This is a genomic window from Virgibacillus dakarensis, from assembly GCF_900155625.1.
Taxonomy (GTDB): domain Bacteria; phylum Bacillota; class Bacilli; order Bacillales; family Amphibacillaceae; genus Lentibacillus_C; species Lentibacillus_C populi.
Genome location: NZ_LT732553.1, coordinates 1,540,155 through 1,555,406, shown reverse-complemented (window position 1 = coordinate 1,555,406; position 15,252 = coordinate 1,540,155). Strand labels below are relative to the sequence as shown.

The 15,252-nt window shown below is 38.2% G+C and carries 17 protein-coding genes; 2 read left to right on the top strand and 15 right to left on the bottom strand.

The genetic code is table 11. From position 1 onward, the window contains the following. Window positions 1-166 precede the first annotated feature (166 nt). Both CZ382_RS07870 and CZ382_RS07865 read right to left on the bottom strand, forming a co-directional pair. Window positions 167-337: a DUF2759 family protein gene (locus CZ382_RS07870; RefSeq protein WP_088050633.1), complete on the bottom strand. Its 171-nt coding sequence runs from the start codon at window positions 335-337 to the stop codon at window positions 167-169. A 290-nt stretch (window positions 338-627) separates the two neighbouring features. Next, window positions 628-1,890, bottom strand: coding sequence for a transposase (locus CZ382_RS07865; RefSeq protein WP_159457745.1), 1,263 nt, complete (start codon window positions 1,888-1,890; stop codon window positions 628-630). Between the two features lie 262 nt (window positions 1,891-2,152). Between CZ382_RS07865 and CZ382_RS07860 the strand changes: the two genes are divergently transcribed. Beyond that, window positions 2,153-2,776 (top strand): MBL fold metallo-hydrolase, encoded by a 624-nt coding sequence (locus CZ382_RS07860; RefSeq protein ID WP_088050632.1) that lies wholly within the window; start codon window positions 2,153-2,155, stop codon window positions 2,774-2,776. A gap of 988 nt (window positions 2,777-3,764) precedes the next feature. On the opposite strand, the gene CZ382_RS07850 is transcribed toward CZ382_RS07860, so the two are convergent. The 11 genes from CZ382_RS07850 to comGA all read right to left on the bottom strand — a co-directional run bounded on the left by CZ382_RS07850 (window position 3,765) and on the right by comGA (window position 12,041). Next, entirely contained in the window at window positions 3,765-5,027 is a 1,263-nt protein-coding gene (locus CZ382_RS07850; RefSeq protein WP_159457745.1) for a transposase, read from the bottom strand. Between the two features lie 378 nt (window positions 5,028-5,405). Beyond that, window positions 5,406-6,815 (bottom strand): ISLre2 family transposase, encoded by a 1,410-nt coding sequence (locus CZ382_RS07845; RefSeq protein ID WP_088049371.1) that lies wholly within the window; start codon window positions 6,813-6,815, stop codon window positions 5,406-5,408. 193 nt (window positions 6,816-7,008) lie between these two features. Beyond that, window positions 7,009-7,248 carry a DUF2626 domain-containing protein gene (locus CZ382_RS07840; RefSeq protein ID WP_088050631.1) on the bottom strand — a complete coding sequence of 80 codons (240 nt, stop codon included), beginning with the start codon at window positions 7,246-7,248 and terminating at the stop codon, window positions 7,009-7,011. A gap of 78 nt (window positions 7,249-7,326) precedes the next feature. After that, window positions 7,327-8,016 carry a helix-turn-helix transcriptional regulator gene (locus tag CZ382_RS07835; RefSeq protein WP_088050630.1) on the bottom strand — a complete coding sequence of 230 codons (690 nt, stop codon included), beginning with the start codon at window positions 8,014-8,016 and terminating at the stop codon, window positions 7,327-7,329. A gap of 148 nt (window positions 8,017-8,164) precedes the next feature. After that, window positions 8,165-8,557, bottom strand: a complete 393-nt coding sequence (locus CZ382_RS07830) for a hypothetical protein (RefSeq protein ID WP_088050629.1) — start codon at window positions 8,555-8,557, stop codon at window positions 8,165-8,167. After that, entirely contained in the window at window positions 8,529-8,978 is a 450-nt protein-coding gene (locus CZ382_RS07825) for a competence type IV pilus minor pilin ComGF (RefSeq protein ID WP_088050628.1), read from the bottom strand. Before CZ382_RS07825 ends, CZ382_RS07830 begins: the two co-directional genes overlap by 29 nt. Then, complete coding sequence (locus CZ382_RS07820; RefSeq protein WP_088050627.1) at window positions 8,926-9,270, bottom strand: type II secretion system protein; 345 nt, start codon at window positions 9,268-9,270, stop codon at window positions 8,926-8,928. The genes CZ382_RS07825 and CZ382_RS07820 overlap by 53 nt, the downstream gene beginning before the upstream one ends. Continuing rightward, a complete protein-coding gene (comGD, locus tag CZ382_RS07815) occupies window positions 9,257-9,688 on the bottom strand; it encodes a competence type IV pilus minor pilin ComGD (protein WP_088050626.1) in 432 nt (143 codons plus the stop codon). The genes CZ382_RS07820 and comGD overlap by 14 nt, the downstream gene beginning before the upstream one ends. An 8-nt stretch (window positions 9,689-9,696) precedes the next feature. Next, window positions 9,697-9,999: a competence type IV pilus major pilin ComGC gene (gene comGC / locus CZ382_RS07810; protein ID WP_088050625.1), complete on the bottom strand. Its 303-nt coding sequence runs from the start codon at window positions 9,997-9,999 to the stop codon at window positions 9,697-9,699. Window positions 10,000-10,012: 13 nt separating this feature from the next. Then, window positions 10,013-11,068, bottom strand: a complete 1,056-nt coding sequence (comGB, locus tag CZ382_RS07805; protein ID WP_088050624.1) for a competence type IV pilus assembly protein ComGB — start codon at window positions 11,066-11,068, stop codon at window positions 10,013-10,015. Continuing rightward, window positions 11,025-12,041, bottom strand: coding sequence for a competence type IV pilus ATPase ComGA (comGA, locus tag CZ382_RS07800; protein ID WP_088050623.1), 1,017 nt, complete (start codon window positions 12,039-12,041; stop codon window positions 11,025-11,027). Before comGA ends, comGB begins: the two co-directional genes overlap by 44 nt. A gap of 203 nt (window positions 12,042-12,244) precedes the next feature. On the opposite strand from comGA, the gene CZ382_RS07795 reads away from it, so the two are divergent. Next, window positions 12,245-12,433, top strand: a complete 189-nt coding sequence (locus tag CZ382_RS07795) for a YqzE family protein (RefSeq protein WP_327365068.1) — start codon at window positions 12,245-12,247, stop codon at window positions 12,431-12,433. 194 nt (window positions 12,434-12,627) lie between these two features. On the opposite strand, the gene CZ382_RS07790 is transcribed toward CZ382_RS07795, so the two are convergent. Both CZ382_RS07790 and CZ382_RS07785 read right to left on the bottom strand, forming a co-directional pair. Then, window positions 12,628-13,422: a YqhG family protein gene (locus tag CZ382_RS07790; protein ID WP_088050622.1), complete on the bottom strand. Its 795-nt coding sequence runs from the start codon at window positions 13,420-13,422 to the stop codon at window positions 12,628-12,630. Further along, window positions 13,412-15,067: a DEAD/DEAH box helicase gene (locus CZ382_RS07785; RefSeq protein ID WP_088050621.1), complete on the bottom strand. Its 1,656-nt coding sequence runs from the start codon at window positions 15,065-15,067 to the stop codon at window positions 13,412-13,414. Before CZ382_RS07785 ends, CZ382_RS07790 begins: the two co-directional genes overlap by 11 nt. Window positions 15,068-15,252 lie beyond the last annotated feature (185 nt).

Below are 15,252 nucleotides of genomic sequence, written 5' to 3'. Positions count from 1 at the left end.
TCGTGATAAAATGTTTGATATTCTAAACAAAGGCACTGGAGCCGGACGTGGCTTACTCTGCTGAGAACAGAATAGAGCCTAAATTTATATACTTTCTTATCTATGGACGAAAAAAAGCCGACTCCTTGAACAAGTCAGCTTTACGATTATCCCAATTCAGTATTCTTCAGCCAGTGATTTCTGCAATGATCGTTGCAATCGAGAAAAAGCCAAATGCTACTGCTGCGATTGCAGAAAAAACTAGTGCGAAAAGATTTTTGTATTTTAATTGACGGATTACGGATATTACGGCCAATATCGCAACGATTAATAATATACTTGCTAAAACAATTCTCATACCTGTCCTTCCTCCTTGAAAAATTCCATGTTGTTCAGTTGATATGGAAATTACGTTTATATTATTATGTAACTAAACAGTGCTATTTATTATTTTATAGTAAATAGTTATATTTGTCGAGGCTTATAGGCTTTTAAGTTTACCTTTTTTCGCCGCATAAAACGGAATTATTTCACCTTAAGAGTCCTTTAGAAGGTTTTTTTTCGTTTTTATTGAAGGAAGCAAATTTTTAACCAGCACAAATAGACATACTTATCAGTATGTTTTTTCTTACTATTCAATTAATAAATTCAGAGTTGTAATGTTAGCTGCCGTGAACTTACTGGTTTCTCTATGTATTTAAAATGCCGAATGCCATGTTTGTCTTTTATCAATATGGCTTCCATCCCCGCTGAAAAACGATATAGAAACATCTTAATTTTATCCTTTGCTTTAATCCCTTTTGCCCGTTCAATCACGTCATGGAAAAATCCATTCTGCTTTTCTACTTTCAGCGTCATAAACGTTATCATAATGGAAACGAGTAAAAACATTCTTTTCAGTCTTGGCAATGTACGAACCCGAACATTTTCTAAGTCAAATTCCTGCTTTTGAACGCGAAACATTTCTTCGATACGCCATCTAGTAATATAAGCTTTCAAAATAGACAGGACCTCTTCCTTTTTTTGAACCCGTTTATTTGTAAGCAGCACCATCGGCTCTTTTCCGTATCCATACACCACAACCATAGTGAATTTTTGACCCTTTAGCGAAGGAATTTCCACAGTAAGATGAGAGACTTTCAAATCATATACGGTTCCCTTTATTTCAGAACGAAAATTGATTTTCCCTTTCCTTCTGATCGCTAAGTTGTGTACAGGGAATTTTTTATTCTGGTACAATAAATTCCGATTTTTCTTCAAACGAATGATAAAGTTATTTTTCTGCTTGAGGATCTTTTTCATGACTTCTATATTGTCATACCCACGATCCATCACAAAGGTTGCCTTCTTTGCCTCTACAAGTTGATTCACGTAATCCAAGCCCTTGTATGTTTCTTCATTTTCGCTGACAAATCCCTTTTCGGCGGCGGAGTACAGATGGGAATAAATTGAAATCGGGTGCTTTGTTTTCGGAGCCACGGCAATCATGTTGGTTGTCCAATATCCATTGCCTATCTTTCCTGTTGAACCATCTCTCACTTGTCCAAGTGCTTCCATTTTACTGGCAGTAGATTTCACAATCTCGGAATTATCGACTAAAACCAGATTATCTTCCTCTTGTAGAAAAGGTTTTACCATTTCCTCATAGTTCTCCAACAGCTCGGATGTTTCGTGAAATTCGTCCATGCGATTGGACAGTCGCTTGACGGTTTGTATCGCTTCAATGGGTTCTTCCAGAGCGCGTGCAATTTTAGTAAGCAAAACAGATCTGCCTTTTGCTAGTCCAAATAACATGTCCAGGATAAAGTTTTTGTTGGGTTTTTGCAGCCCTTGGGTTAATTTGGACGCAAAATGAAAAATGGAACGTTTTGTGGTATAAATTGATTGGTTAAATGTGTTATGATTAGACATAAAGAGTCTCCTTTTTGTGTTCATATATTTTGTTTTAACCCAATAAAATTTTAACACATTTAGGGAGGCTTTTTATTTTTCTTTTTCAATAAATGACGTACATTTTAAGCAAAAAACGTTAAAATAGGCATCAAAAAGTTCATTTATCACTAGAACTTTTCGATGCCTATTTTTTGTTGGAAGTCAATCATTATTTTTAGGTAAACTTAAATTATAGGCTGTATTTTAGAACAATTTTCAAAGATGATAAGGAGGAGTCAGAATGAAAATAAAAGAAATGTCATTAGGTCCGCTTGGTACAAATTGTTATATTGTGTATGATGATCAGCATGCACTTGTAATAGATCCTGGGGGCGATGCAGATCAAATCATCTCCTTTTTAACAATGGAAAGCATCGAACCGAAAGCCATTTTATTAACGCATGCACATTTTGATCATATTGGTGGGGTTGAACCGTTACGGTCTTACTATGGTATCAATGTGTTACTGCACGATAATGAGGCAGCCTGGCTGGAGGATCCGGGGTTAAACGGTTCAGCATTATTTATTGGAGAAGAAATTAAAACAAAAAAAGCAGAGCAGCCACTTAAACCAGGCACTCGAACGATTTCGTCATTTACTTTTGACATTTTACATACTCCAGGACATTCTCCAGGAAGTGTCAGCTTGGTATTTTCTAATGAGAAAATCGTTTTCGGTGGGGATGCGCTGTTTCGGCATGGGATTGGACGAACTGATTTGCCAGGTGGAGATTTTGAGCAATTGATGCAAAGCATTCAGCAGAAACTTTATCTATTGGATGATTCGTATGTCGTTTACCCTGGCCATGGACCTGCTACAACGATTGCTGAAGAAAAACGGAATAATCCTTTTGTTCAAAGATAAGAAACCAACATGGCTCCGCATTCGCGCAGCCACCGTCTATGATGAAAAAGAATTTCTAGCCTGGATAGGAGGTATATCACATTCATTTATTGCCAATACAGTTTAATAACAATACAACAAGGCCGAAAATACTCTGGTGGATCCTGAAAGGGGATACCCTGTATAAGAAACGGGTTGTGACAGTATAGAAGTACCATCTATTGTGACTAGAACACGTATACAAAAGTTTTTCAATAATACTACTGTCATTTGTATTGTTATATTGGTAATGTGGTCATCCTCCATTAACTATAATATAAAGGAGACCCTAACCAAAATTGCTAAATTTGTTCAAAGAAAGGACATAGTATTTTATCTTTAGATCACAAATAAAGCCCGTAGATAATTTAACCCCTTCAAAAAATTGAATGATGAAGGGTCTAGCTTTGTATTGGCTTTTCTCGATAAGTGTTTTCATACAAAAGTATATAAATTTAGGCTCTATTCTGATCTCGGCAGGGTAAGCCACGTCCGGCTCCAGTGCCCAGCGACTAGTGGACTTCCCTCACCTCCGTACGATAAGTCAACATCGGTTCGCTTTCAGCTCACCGTGTTTCCTTTATCTCCTACGGCTCAGTCCAGTCCATACGTCGCTAAACGGGCGCTTGCGCCTTTGTTCAAGCTTAATGAAGTTGTAGTATTTATTCGAAAATAATGCAATAAAAAACCCTTCTTGTAAAAAGAAGGGTTTTTAGGGGGGATGTGCTCTGCTCTTTTGTTGGTTAGGGATAAAAGTTAAGCTACTGTTATTACTATAAAGGTAATTAAACAACATGTCAATAGGGTTTATTTTTAAGTTTACCTTTTTTCGCCGCATAAAACGGAATTATTTCACCTTAAGAGTCCTTTAGAAGGTTTTTTTTCGTTTTTATTGAAGGAAGCAAATTTTTAACCAGCACAAATAGACATACTTATCAGTATGTTTTTTCTTACTATTCAATTAATAAATTCAGAGTTGTAATGTTAGCTGCCGTGAACTTACTGGTTTCTCTATGTATTTAAAATGCCGAATGCCATGTTTGTCTTTTATCAATATGGCTTCCATCCCCGCTGAAAAACGATATAGAAACATCTTAATTTTATCCTTTGCTTTAATCCCTTTTGCCCGTTCAATCACGTCATGGAAAAATCCATTCTGCTTTTCTACTTTCAGCGTCATAAACGTTATCATAATGGAAACGAGTAAAAACATTCTTTTCAGTCTTGGCAATGTACGAACCCGAACATTTTCTAAGTCAAATTCCTGCTTTTGAACGCGAAACATTTCTTCGATACGCCATCTAGTAATATAAGCTTTCAAAATAGACAGGACCTCTTCCTTTTTTTGAACCCGTTTATTTGTAAGCAGCACCATCGGCTCTTTTCCGTATCCATACACCACAACCATAGTGAATTTTTGACCCTTTAGCGAAGGAATTTCCACAGTAAGATGAGAGACTTTCAAATCATATACGGTTCCCTTTATTTCAGAACGAAAATTGATTTTCCCTTTCCTTCTGATCGCTAAGTTGTGTACAGGGAATTTTTTATTCTGGTACAATAAATTCCGATTTTTCTTCAAACGAATGATAAAGTTATTTTTCTGCTTGAGGATCTTTTTCATGACTTCTATATTGTCATACCCACGATCCATCACAAAGGTTGCCTTCTTTGCCTCTACAAGTTGATTCACGTAATCCAAGCCCTTGTATGTTTCTTCATTTTCGCTGACAAATCCCTTTTCGGCGGCGGAGTACAGATGGGAATAAATTGAAATCGGGTGCTTTGTTTTCGGAGCCACGGCAATCATGTTGGTTGTCCAATATCCATTGCCTATCTTTCCTGTTGAACCATCTCTCACTTGTCCAAGTGCTTCCATTTTACTGGCAGTAGATTTCACAATCTCGGAATTATCGACTAAAACCAGATTATCTTCCTCTTGTAGAAAAGGTTTTACCATTTCCTCATAGTTCTCCAACAGCTCGGATGTTTCGTGAAATTCGTCCATGCGATTGGACAGTCGCTTGACGGTTTGTATCGCTTCAATGGGTTCTTCCAGAGCGCGTGCAATTTTAGTAAGCAAAACAGATCTGCCTTTTGCTAGTCCAAATAACATGTCCAGGATAAAGTTTTTGTTGGGTTTTTGCAGCCCTTGGGTTAATTTGGACGCAAAATGAAAAATGGAACGTTTTGTGGTATAAATTGATTGGTTAAATGTGTTATGATTAGACATAAAGAGTCTCCTTTTTGTGTTCATATATTTTGTTTTAACCCAATAAAATTTTAACACATTTAGGGAGGCTTTTTATTTTTCTTTTTCAATAAATGACGTACATTTTAAGCAAAAAACGTTAAAATAGGCATCAAAAAGTTCATTTATCACTAGAACTTTTCGATGCCTATTTTTTGTTGGAAGTCAATCATTATTTTTAGGTAAACTTAAAGGTTTATTAAAAAGTATGTGTCAAGTTTTTCTCGACGTTGCTTTCATACCAATATTTCAGGCGCTCCCATTTTGTACACCTTGTTCGGCTACCGCGCTGTCGCTTGCTGGCCTCATTTTTGACAGAACGGTCTTAAAAACCAAAGACCGTTCCATCAAAAACGAGGTTTATTGTAATATTTTAAATAAGTTACCTATGGCTGTTGAATGAGCCGCATATAAAGCGACAGAACCTTGTTTTACACCAATAGATGGTTGTGTTGGCTGACGTAATAATTGGGCCACTCTGACAGCTTTTTTTACATCCCGTTGTTTCCTGGTACTCCGTTCATTGCATTTCAGATAAGCGTTACGCAATGTATTATTCAACATGCCTTGTTTGATTTTCACCATTGCCTCCGCACCATCATTACTCCAATGCATTCCACGCTTTTTCATACGAAAAGACACATGCCGCTGGTTGGATTCCATAGCACCGAGTTTCCTGGCATCTCTAGGGCTGTCTGTTACAATATCCCGCCAGTCGTAAATGCGTTCCCAATTGTTGAGAATGTAACTGCGAAAGACGTTGATTTTCTCCATCTGCTTATCGTCTTCCAATGTGCTTTCGTATGTATCTAATTGAAGCTTGAATCCTTCTAAATCATGTTCCTTCAGTGCCTTTCTCCCTGCATCTTTATAGGCATTTCCTGCACTGCCAAATGCACGGTTAAATCCTTGTGAGATATGATAGTCATCCAGTTGGTTTAAAATCGGTTTATTCGATTGGGAAAAAGCAGCTTGAAACCTTTCAACTGTATAACCCGGGCCACCGTCACTGTTAGTAACAACCTGTGCGTCTTCCAGTGTATATCGGCTGGATGCCATCGCCTGCGTTTCATCCCAAAATGCATCTGTAGATTGCGTTGTCATAATTACTGTCGGTTCCTTAAGGGATACACGTTTCCCGTTTTTCTCCCATCCTTCATACATGATCGCATGGTGCACTTCCATACTCTGTTTTTTTTGGAGTCCGCGGACAAAAACACCATCTGCCTCCGCATAAAAGAAATCAACCTTTTTTCCTTCTGGCAGGGACGCTGCTTCATCCAACTCTTTCACCATCTCTTGATCCATCTCTGCCTGGGCTTTACCCACAGTCTTTACCATATTTCCTACCGTTTGGTGACTTAAGCTTACAGGTGTCCATTCCTTGAGAGTACGGGCCACTTGCCGGTAAGTACTTTCACTCGCCATTTCGGCTACTTTCAGTTCCACCAATGGACTGTATCGTTGCCTATCCCGCAGACCAATCCACTCATCCAATGGATAGACTGCCTTTCCTTTTTTATCCCTCATCAACGTATGATCAAAGGTAACCGTCCCAAACATAAATTGTACACTTCTTGAATCTGTGGTTTCCACTTTCCAGTCATCTGCACGTCTTTGTGCTACAATGACTTGATTTAATTCACTGAACATGCGCCCCATCAAAGAGGAAAAGAAGTTATACATTAAAATTTGAGCTCTTTCTTCAAACTCCACCAGATTCGTTGTATTCTTTATTAATTCATACAGCTTTGATATAATATGATCCATGAGAAGGCCTCTTTCTAAAATGTATTATGCCGTGCAAAGCATACATTTTAATGATAGAGCGCCTTCTCTTTTTTGGCTATCAAAAAGTACCGCAATTACTACCGAGTATAATTTTACACATACTATTAAAAAAAATAAAAAACCCTGCAAAAAAATGAAAGCAGGGTTTTTTATCTGGTTAGCCTGTAATAGCCTATTCAAAACCTGGTACAAGGATAAAGTTGGAATACCAAGTGAATCCGACCATAAATAGTGTACAATAAGCTCCGAATAAATACATATACATGCGTTCAGATAATTTTAAATAGCTAACTGTTAGGAAAAAAGCTGTTTGAACCAAGAATAATAATGCTGTTTTTTGCATGTCGCCTATGTAAAACATTACTGTAAAAATCCCTGTCCAAAAAGCAAGGACACGAAACATCCGATCCATGTTTTCCCCTCCTTTACATCCTTATCATTGATATTATAAACCAGGAACTACATAATGTAAATGAATCTTGTTAAACATTTAAAGTTTTGCTACATAACTGCAATTTTCACAGCCTTGAAACATATTTTCTATCTCAATTAAATCGACATCGGTGAAAAGTGTGTCGAACATTCCCTTTAAAAAAGCGTTGTGCATGTTGCAAATCATTGTATGGTTCTTGGTTGCTAATTCCTTGAAGGGACAGTTATGAATTCGGAAAGAAATGCTATTCGTTTTTGCATCGTATTTGAAATCGGGATACATACCCAACATTGTCCCAGCATCGTTTAAAATAGTTATTTTTTGTTCCATTGTCAGCGTATCGGTTAACCTTGCAGATGGATAATGTTCCATAACCTTTGTGCCGTATTTTCTGCCTGTTTCATGTAACGCCTGTCTGCCTTCCTCACCAAGGTTGATAAATGCTTCAATAAGAATGGTGGAGAGGAGTTTATAATCACGGTGAGGAAAGTTTAATTCGACCACCCCATCGGAGAGCAGATACTTCCTGCTCGGTCTACCGCCTTTTCCGGTTTTTTGGGAAAAGGAGTTGATTAATTTTACATCCTCAAGCTTGGACAAATGGAGCCTTGCCACATTTGGATGAATATCAAACGCTTCAGCAATTTCAGTTACGTTTACTTCATGATGCTCCTTCACAATATATTGATAAATATTAAATCTGGTTGGATCACTTAAAACATTGGTTATTTTTAATGTCTTTTCCATCGAATCCACCTCACTAACATTATTACCTTTATTATAGTCAATACGTAAAGTGAAATGGGTAAAAAGTAATATTTGTTGAAAAATGTCCACAAACGCTAGTATCATTCGGTGGCTTTTTGAACCATCTCTTATAGTTTGACACGTCCATTTATTCTTTATACACCTTTTCAATTGGTTCATTCAGTAGAAGTGTATTTATATTGGTATAAGTTTTTTCACCGGTTTCGACGGTGAAAAATAACCGGTATTCCGTTAGTGTCAGTCGATTATAAATTATTTTTACATTTCCTGGTGGAAATGAATAAGAAACAGTTCCTCTTTCATCAGTATGTGTTCCTGTTTCCACTTTAAATTTTTCGCGTCCCATCTGTACCAATGTTTCAATTTTCAACTGTTCCAAGTGATTATGAATAATCCGGATATCATTCTTATACGTGTTCGTATTTACGGTTAGTACAAATAAGACAATGGCGGTAATAAATAATACGTAGGGAAGAAAAAAGCCATGCTGCTTATTGATAAAAGATAATTGTTTTTTCATACGTTTCCCCTTGTAACGATGTTATAGTTGTGTGGATCCCATAAGGAAGCTTTTCAAAAGTAACCGCCTGAATATCTCTTAGGTAAATTTCATGACCGGTTCCCTTGACCTGACGGCGAATCAGATTGCCATATTGTTCAATTGTTATCGTTTCATCGTCATGATTTAAAAGCTTTACTACTGTTGGTGTAACAGCATAATCTGTCGCTTTCATAACATCATCACGAAGGAAATAAAAAAATTGCTGGATGGACATTTCCTGATGGTGGGATGAATAATTGGCTGATTTAATCAGAAAGGGTGCAAAGGGAAGGCTCATGAACAAAATCGTTATCGTTAAAAGTAATGTGATAAAGGTAAATCCTCGTTCACTCCGTAGAATAGCCGTACAGGCAAAACGTTTCTTTTTTATTTTTAACATTTTTCCATTTGACACATCCTTTGACTAAATCATTTTCCATTGTAAATCGGTAAAATAGCATTGTAGAATTTTCTACTTTTGCATATGTTGCTGGAGGGAGTGGCTTGTTCTCCCCCCAGAGGTAGGTCTGTAACTCATCATGTAATTGGTTTGCATGATGCCGCCTTTCCCTTAACACTTCTTCTTCCTTATTGATTAAAGAGGTTAATGGAATGACGGTGGTTGTAATCATGAAGATTATGCTAAAAGCTGCTAATACTTCGATGAGCGAAAATCCATTACTGTTTCTCAATGTAGCAACGCCCCTTGCCTAACGGAAAAACGATATGATAGGTTGAAGTGGTTGTAACGACCTTTATCCTTCCCGGCTGTTTAATTGTCCCCAGTTTATTAAAGGACACACCTTTTCCCAATAAACGCTCGTCTATTTTCCAATCGGATGGAAAAGCGCGTTCAATCAATGTTTTACCATTATCAATTTCAATCGTATAGTGGTTGTTGTTTTTATTTATTTTTAATTCAATTTTATGGTTTGCAGCATAAGACATGCTTTGCATCAGTAAAATGTCAGATTCAAATGTACGGAAAAACTGTTCTTCTGCTTGTTTATCCAGAATGGAAAATTGAATAGGAGCGCTAAGCAGGATAAGAAGTGACCAAATGCCAAGAACGAAGATAACCTCCAGCAGTGTGAAGCCGTTTTTTCGCATGTTACGTCCTACTTGGGTGCACTGACTTTTCCATCGGTTATCACCAGCGCTTTTCCGTTAGGGCATGTTTTTTGTTTGTGATCGATATATTCCGGTACTAAAACGTCTATGCTTGCAGGATAACTTTTCTTGTCCAGATAATAGGAATCAACCTGTGACTGAACAACAGATACTAACGCATCACAACCTTTTTTGTTTACATCCTTACTTTTTTCGCCCAGGTTAGGAATGATTAAGATGATTAATACTGAAATAATCATTAAAACAATCAGCATTTCGATTAATGTGAAACCATTTTGATTTTTGAGCATAATACACTTCTCCTTATATTGTTTTGATTAACTGAAACATCGGCCACATCAGTGTCATGTAGATAAAAACAATAAACCCTGCCAGAACCAGAAAGAATATTGGTTGTATATATGTGATACTCTTCATGATTTTGCGGTGTAATTCCTCGGTGAGTAATTCGCCATACATCGATAAATCCTTTTCCAGTGCAGTAACATCGGCATTTTTTTGGAAAATGACGGAAATTTGTTTATCTAGGAGTTTCAGCTGGGATAACAGACTGGATAGATGTTTTCCATGATTCAATTCCTCGATCATCAGGGTGGAATAATAAGCTATTATGGGTAATTTTGTTTGCTTGGACATCGTGGTTAATATTTCTTTTATTGAAATTCCTGTCTTTAACAGGGAACTGAAGTGGGTTGCGAATGAAAATGATACATTAATTTGCTTGTATTTGCGATAAACCGGAAGCATACTGTAAATCTTAATTTGCTTGTCAATCCGTATTTTCCGTTTGTTAAACTGCCATAATCCAGTAGCGATGAGCGCGATAATAAGTAACACAAAAACCAAATTACTTAAAAAGTCGATGATCATAATCGATACGAATACGATGGAGGAAGTTTCGGCATTATATTGAAATAAATCCAGGAAAGAAGGGAGTACGGATTGCTTAATGAAATATAGAAGGGTGGAAAAAACAACTAATAGAATAACCGGATATCTGGCAACCTGCTGGAATTTCTTTGTGTACTGCAGGCGCTGTTCATACATGGACAGACATTTCTGAATACTTGCCTGGATATCACCGTTTGCCCGCGCAAAATACAAGTACGAGGTGATAACTTGATTAAAGTTTGCATCTTCAAAGGCCTGGTCAAGCGTACTGCCGTTTTTTAATGCGGTCGTAATGGTTGTAGCCGGCTCTACCATTGTTTTGTCCCATTTAACAATTTCCAGTGATTCAATCAGGGTGTAGCCATTTTGCAGCAAACGGGACAAACGATTTAAAAACAACAGCTGCTGTTCCTTTTTTACATTTTTAAGCCTGATCTCTGTTAAAAATTTTTTCAGATACAAAGCCATATGCATATGCCTTCTTTCGTAAGTGATGAAAAGATTGAAAATCATCCATTGCGCGTATATCTCCCCCTTTTAGTACGTTTTCCAGCAGAGTACCATCCAGCAATTCCAGTACTGCAGCCCGTCGTGATCGTTTTTTATTTAATTCAAGTGGCAATAATTCAAGCGCCGCAACCGATATAAGGGAATGCTGCAAATCCGGCAATGTAAGCCCCAGCTCCAATAACCGGTGGATCGTACCAACCGCGTTTTTGGCATGTAATGTACTTAACACGAGATGGCCTGTTAAGGAGGCCTCAAACGCAAATTTAGCTGTATTCCGGTCCCGGATTTCACCAACCATAATGATGTCAGGGTCATGCCTGAGTGCCGCTTTTAACCCAGCCTGATAGGTTATCCCGGCTTTTTCATTAACCTGAACCTGTAAAATGTTGGTGATGTCCTTTTCAACTGGATCTTCCAATGTAATGGTCTGGTAAGAATCTTCCTTTAAGATGGTTTGCAGCAGGGAATATAAGGTAGTGGTCTTGCCGCTTCCGGTCGGCCCGGTGAAAAGGATGATCCCGGCACGATGTAATATCCATTTTTTTAACCTTTTCAGCTGATTTGGGAATAAGAAGAGTTGGTCAAGCGTAAGATTTTCTTCCTGTGGGAGCAGGCGGATTGCCAGGCTTTCCATATGATTGACCGGCAGTGTTGATAAACGGAGTGAATAATAGGATAATGCTGTTTCGAAGTTTATCGTCCCATTTTGCGGCTTTCTGATTTCACCAATATCCATCCCTGATGTGAATTTAAAATAAGTGAGCAGCAATTGGTAGTGGGATGCCAGTACAGATTGCTTGAAAATTCGCTTGCCATGAACACGGAAATAAATATCGGTACGGTCTGTGAAGGGGTAGAAGTGAATGTCAGATGCCTGCGTTTCAATGGCAGACTGGAGAAGTTTGGTTGAGAGAGTTTTGGCGGAGTTCAATAACTATCGCCTCCATTTTTTATATTGTTGTACATACCCTATTCGACAAACATCGGCAAATTCCTTCTTTTTTTTGAAAAAAAATAAAAAAATTTTATCACACATTAACGGGTTTGAACCTGAGCGGGTTTTTACATGTAGTACGGGAAGGTGCATGGAAAATACAGATATGGAAATACTAAAAATATGCAGTAGTAAATGAGGTGATAACAATTTCCGGTAATGACTATGTCAAATACATGACCGAAAAAGTGGTAACCTACATTGATTCATCAAAGGAGCAGCGAAAAGCAGCAAAAGAGAAGGAAAAGCATGAACAGGCTGTCTATTCTAATCGATGGTTCGGTGTTTTGCCATTTGCAGTTAAGATGTTAAGGAAGAAAGCACAGTAAACAGGCTCACATTTTATGTGGGGCCTGTTTCGTTTAAGATGATGTTCGAAAAATCACTAAATGATGGGCAGCGAGCGCTAGTGTTGACAGTAGGGGATCTTCTGCTAAAACCGCGTAATCACTAACAACAGAGCTTAGCATTTCTTATGCAATCCTGGTGCTCAATCCGGCAACTGTTGAATACGCACTTTAATTCATTTTATTGTTCCATCCACCAAATAAAAAATCCCGCCATTAATTACTTTATAGGATATCGTCGGCTGGTAACGATTTTTGATTTCCTGGAGTTCTTTTTCCATTTGTTTGACCAGTTCTTCATCATCCGTTCTATCGTTGTAAAAAGCTTTTAGCATGTTGCTTTCCTCTTGCAGTGTTTTTATGGATTCTTCCGCCCAGTCATTTGCTTGCTTCGCTACATGCTGATCAATTACGGATTCAATACGCAAAAACCCGCTTTTTACCTTGATTAGCGGTGATATCGTAAAACAATAATCAGCTGCTGCCAGTTGTAACGGTATTTCCTTCAACTGATCCATCATGGCAAATTTCATCATGCCATTAACTAACTGCAGTCCGATCGAGATGATCTCATCCTTTTTTTGTTTTCCGATATAACTAATTTTCATATTGACCACAAGCCATGGATAGAGAGCGGTTTTTACCGTCGTATCAAGTTGCTGAAATAATTTTGTATATTTTTCATTGTTTGTCAAATGGGAGAATATTTGATGCAGCCTTGGACTGCCAAAATGGATCCATTCGCCTTTTTCCTCCTGCTTATCAGGATTCGTAATCAGTGTTAATTGCATCGGATCCCCTTTATTACCCATTTTTTTGATATAGTGCCAGTAAAAAGGCCGATTCATTAACGCCCTGTCCATTTCTTCTGTCAATTGAACGGTTAATATACCATCCTCATTTTGAATCAATGAACAGTCATGAGCAGTAAAATAATGTTCAAGAAATTGATTCAGATTTTCAATTGCCATATTGCTGTTCCTCGCTAACTGCATCGTCATGTTTGTATTGAATGATAGAAGTAAGATTGTCCAATTTAATTTTTGCCTCCCCGGTTGAGGTAGATTCGGAAAAAATTGATTTTATTTCGTCCTCAAGATCGGTGATGTTCAGGTCGGCAAGGATCGTGTCCAAGTGGCCAATTACCGTCTCGAACAGATTTATTTTTTCATATAACAATGTCATGATATGTTCCTCAACCGTTCCGCGGACAGCGAAATTATAAATATGCACATCTTTTTCCTGTCCGTATCGGTGAATCCGGCCGATGCGCTGCTCCAGCCGCATTGGATTCCATGGTAAGTCATAATTGATCATGTAGTTGCAAAACTGCAGGTTAATCCCTTCACCGCCAGCTTCTGTCGCAATCAGCACCTGTGCATGATCCCTGAAAAGCTGCCGCATCCAGTCTTTTTTACCTCGCTTAAAGCCACCTCGAAATGGAACGGATGTGATATTGCTCTGCTGCAAATACCACTGCAAATAAAGCTGGGTCGCGCGGTATTCAGTAAAAATAATTACTTTTTCGCCTGGATTTTGCTGAATTAATTCCACTACTTTTTTCGCTTTTGCATGATGTGGAAGCTGTTCGATTTTCTCAGCAAGCTGCAGAAATACTTCACTGGCATTTTCACTATCAGCCATTTTTTTCAGTGACAGGTAGCAAGCCTCACGTGACGAGCAGATTTCCCGGAGCAACGTAAGTTTGGTGAATGAGGCGGCGAAAAGTACACTGTCAAGTTTTTGGTAAAAGTCCAGTTCAGCATCGGTAAAATCGATCCAAATCGTCTCAATGTGGCGTTTCGCATTGCTTAAATCAGTACTGTCCCTCGTATTGCGTATCATTACCTTTTGAACCAGTTGCTTTAAATATGCATCCTGCTTAATTTGATTCCGGTCTTTCCCATATTGTTCAAGGAACGATTCATAATTTCCTAAATGGCCAGGTTTTAGGATCGATACTAAGTTGAAAATTTCAACGAGACGATTTTGTACCGGTGTAGCTGTTAATAACAAACAATATTTTTTCGTTAAAGAACGGACAAATTCATAGTTTTTTGTTTTATGATTTTTTAATTTATGTGCCTCATCGATCAGTATAAAATCATAGTCAATCTCTAAAATTTGTTCCCGGTGTGGTGACCGTTTTGCCGTATCAATAGAAGAAATCAGGATGTCACACTGCTCCCACGCGTAATTCCGGCGATGGGCTATAGCTGGGATGTAGAACTTGCTATTCAGTTCCTTCTCCCATTGATTAACTAATGATGCAGGTACGAGGATCAACGCTTTTTTTACCAGTCCCCGAATCATATATTCTTTTAAAATTAACCCGGCCTCGATTGTTTTTCCCAGACCTACCTCATCAGCCAAAATGGCTCGTCCGTTCATTTCTTCAACAACCTGTTCGGCACATGTAACTTGATGCGGTAAAAAGTTAACATGCGGGAGATAATCCAGAGCGCGCAGCCCGTTGAATGATGGTGCCATCATTGTTGTTTCCGCTTCATAAGCCATGTTAAACAGATCCCATGGAGAATAACGATTTTCTTTATCCAGACTTTCCTGCAAATGATCGATAAATGTCGTATCTTTTTGTAGTTGAATGTCATTCATGTAATCTACTTCCTTTTAGAGAATGTTTAAAACGTACCAAATAATAAGCGATGGCATTTGGGGGTCCTTCTGCTTAAAACCACCAACAGCAGAAGTCACGCCCTTTGCAAGATTTCGGTGCTCGGGAGCTGTGCCGCCTTGACCTTTAAGAACCAATTCCGCAGCTTTTTGAACACTTATTTTTT

Excerpts from the sequence above, each read along its gene's own strand:
- CZ382_RS07785 (WP_088050621.1), bottom strand. The coding sequence starts at position 15,067 with ATGAATGACATTCAACTACAAAAAGATACGACATTTATCGATCATTTG.
- CZ382_RS07850 (WP_159457745.1), bottom strand. The coding sequence starts at position 5,027 with ATGTCTAATCATAACACATTTAACCAATCAATTTATACCACAAAACGT.
- CZ382_RS07860 (WP_088050632.1), top strand. The coding sequence starts at position 2,153 with ATGAAAATAAAAGAAATGTCATTAGGTCCGCTTGGTACAAATTGTTAT.
- CZ382_RS07865 (WP_159457745.1), bottom strand. The coding sequence starts at position 1,890 with ATGTCTAATCATAACACATTTAACCAATCAATTTATACCACAAAACGT.
- comGB (WP_088050624.1), bottom strand. The coding sequence starts at position 11,068 with ATGGCTTTGTATCTGAAAAAATTTTTAACAGAGATCAGGCTTAAAAAT.
- CZ382_RS07845 (WP_088049371.1), bottom strand. The coding sequence starts at position 6,815 with ATGGATCATATTATATCAAAGCTGTATGAATTAATAAAGAATACAACG.
- comGD (WP_088050626.1), bottom strand. The coding sequence starts at position 9,688 with ATGCGAAAAAACGGCTTCACACTGCTGGAGGTTATCTTCGTTCTTGGC.
- CZ382_RS07870 (WP_088050633.1), bottom strand. The coding sequence starts at position 337 with ATGAGAATTGTTTTAGCAAGTATATTATTAATCGTTGCGATATTGGCC.
- CZ382_RS07840 (WP_088050631.1), bottom strand. The coding sequence starts at position 7,248 with ATGGATCGGATGTTTCGTGTCCTTGCTTTTTGGACAGGGATTTTTACA.
- CZ382_RS07830 (WP_088050629.1), bottom strand. The coding sequence starts at position 8,557 with ATGAAAAAACAATTATCTTTTATCAATAAGCAGCATGGCTTTTTTCTT.
- CZ382_RS07790 (WP_088050622.1), bottom strand. The coding sequence starts at position 13,422 with ATGGCAATTGAAAATCTGAATCAATTTCTTGAACATTATTTTACTGCT.
- CZ382_RS07825 (WP_088050628.1), bottom strand. The coding sequence starts at position 8,978 with ATGTTAAAAATAAAAAAGAAACGTTTTGCCTGTACGGCTATTCTACGG.
- comGC (WP_088050625.1), bottom strand. The coding sequence starts at position 9,999 with ATGCTCAAAAATCAAAATGGTTTCACATTAATCGAAATGCTGATTGTT.
- CZ382_RS07835 (WP_088050630.1), bottom strand. The coding sequence starts at position 8,016 with ATGGAAAAGACATTAAAAATAACCAATGTTTTAAGTGATCCAACCAGA.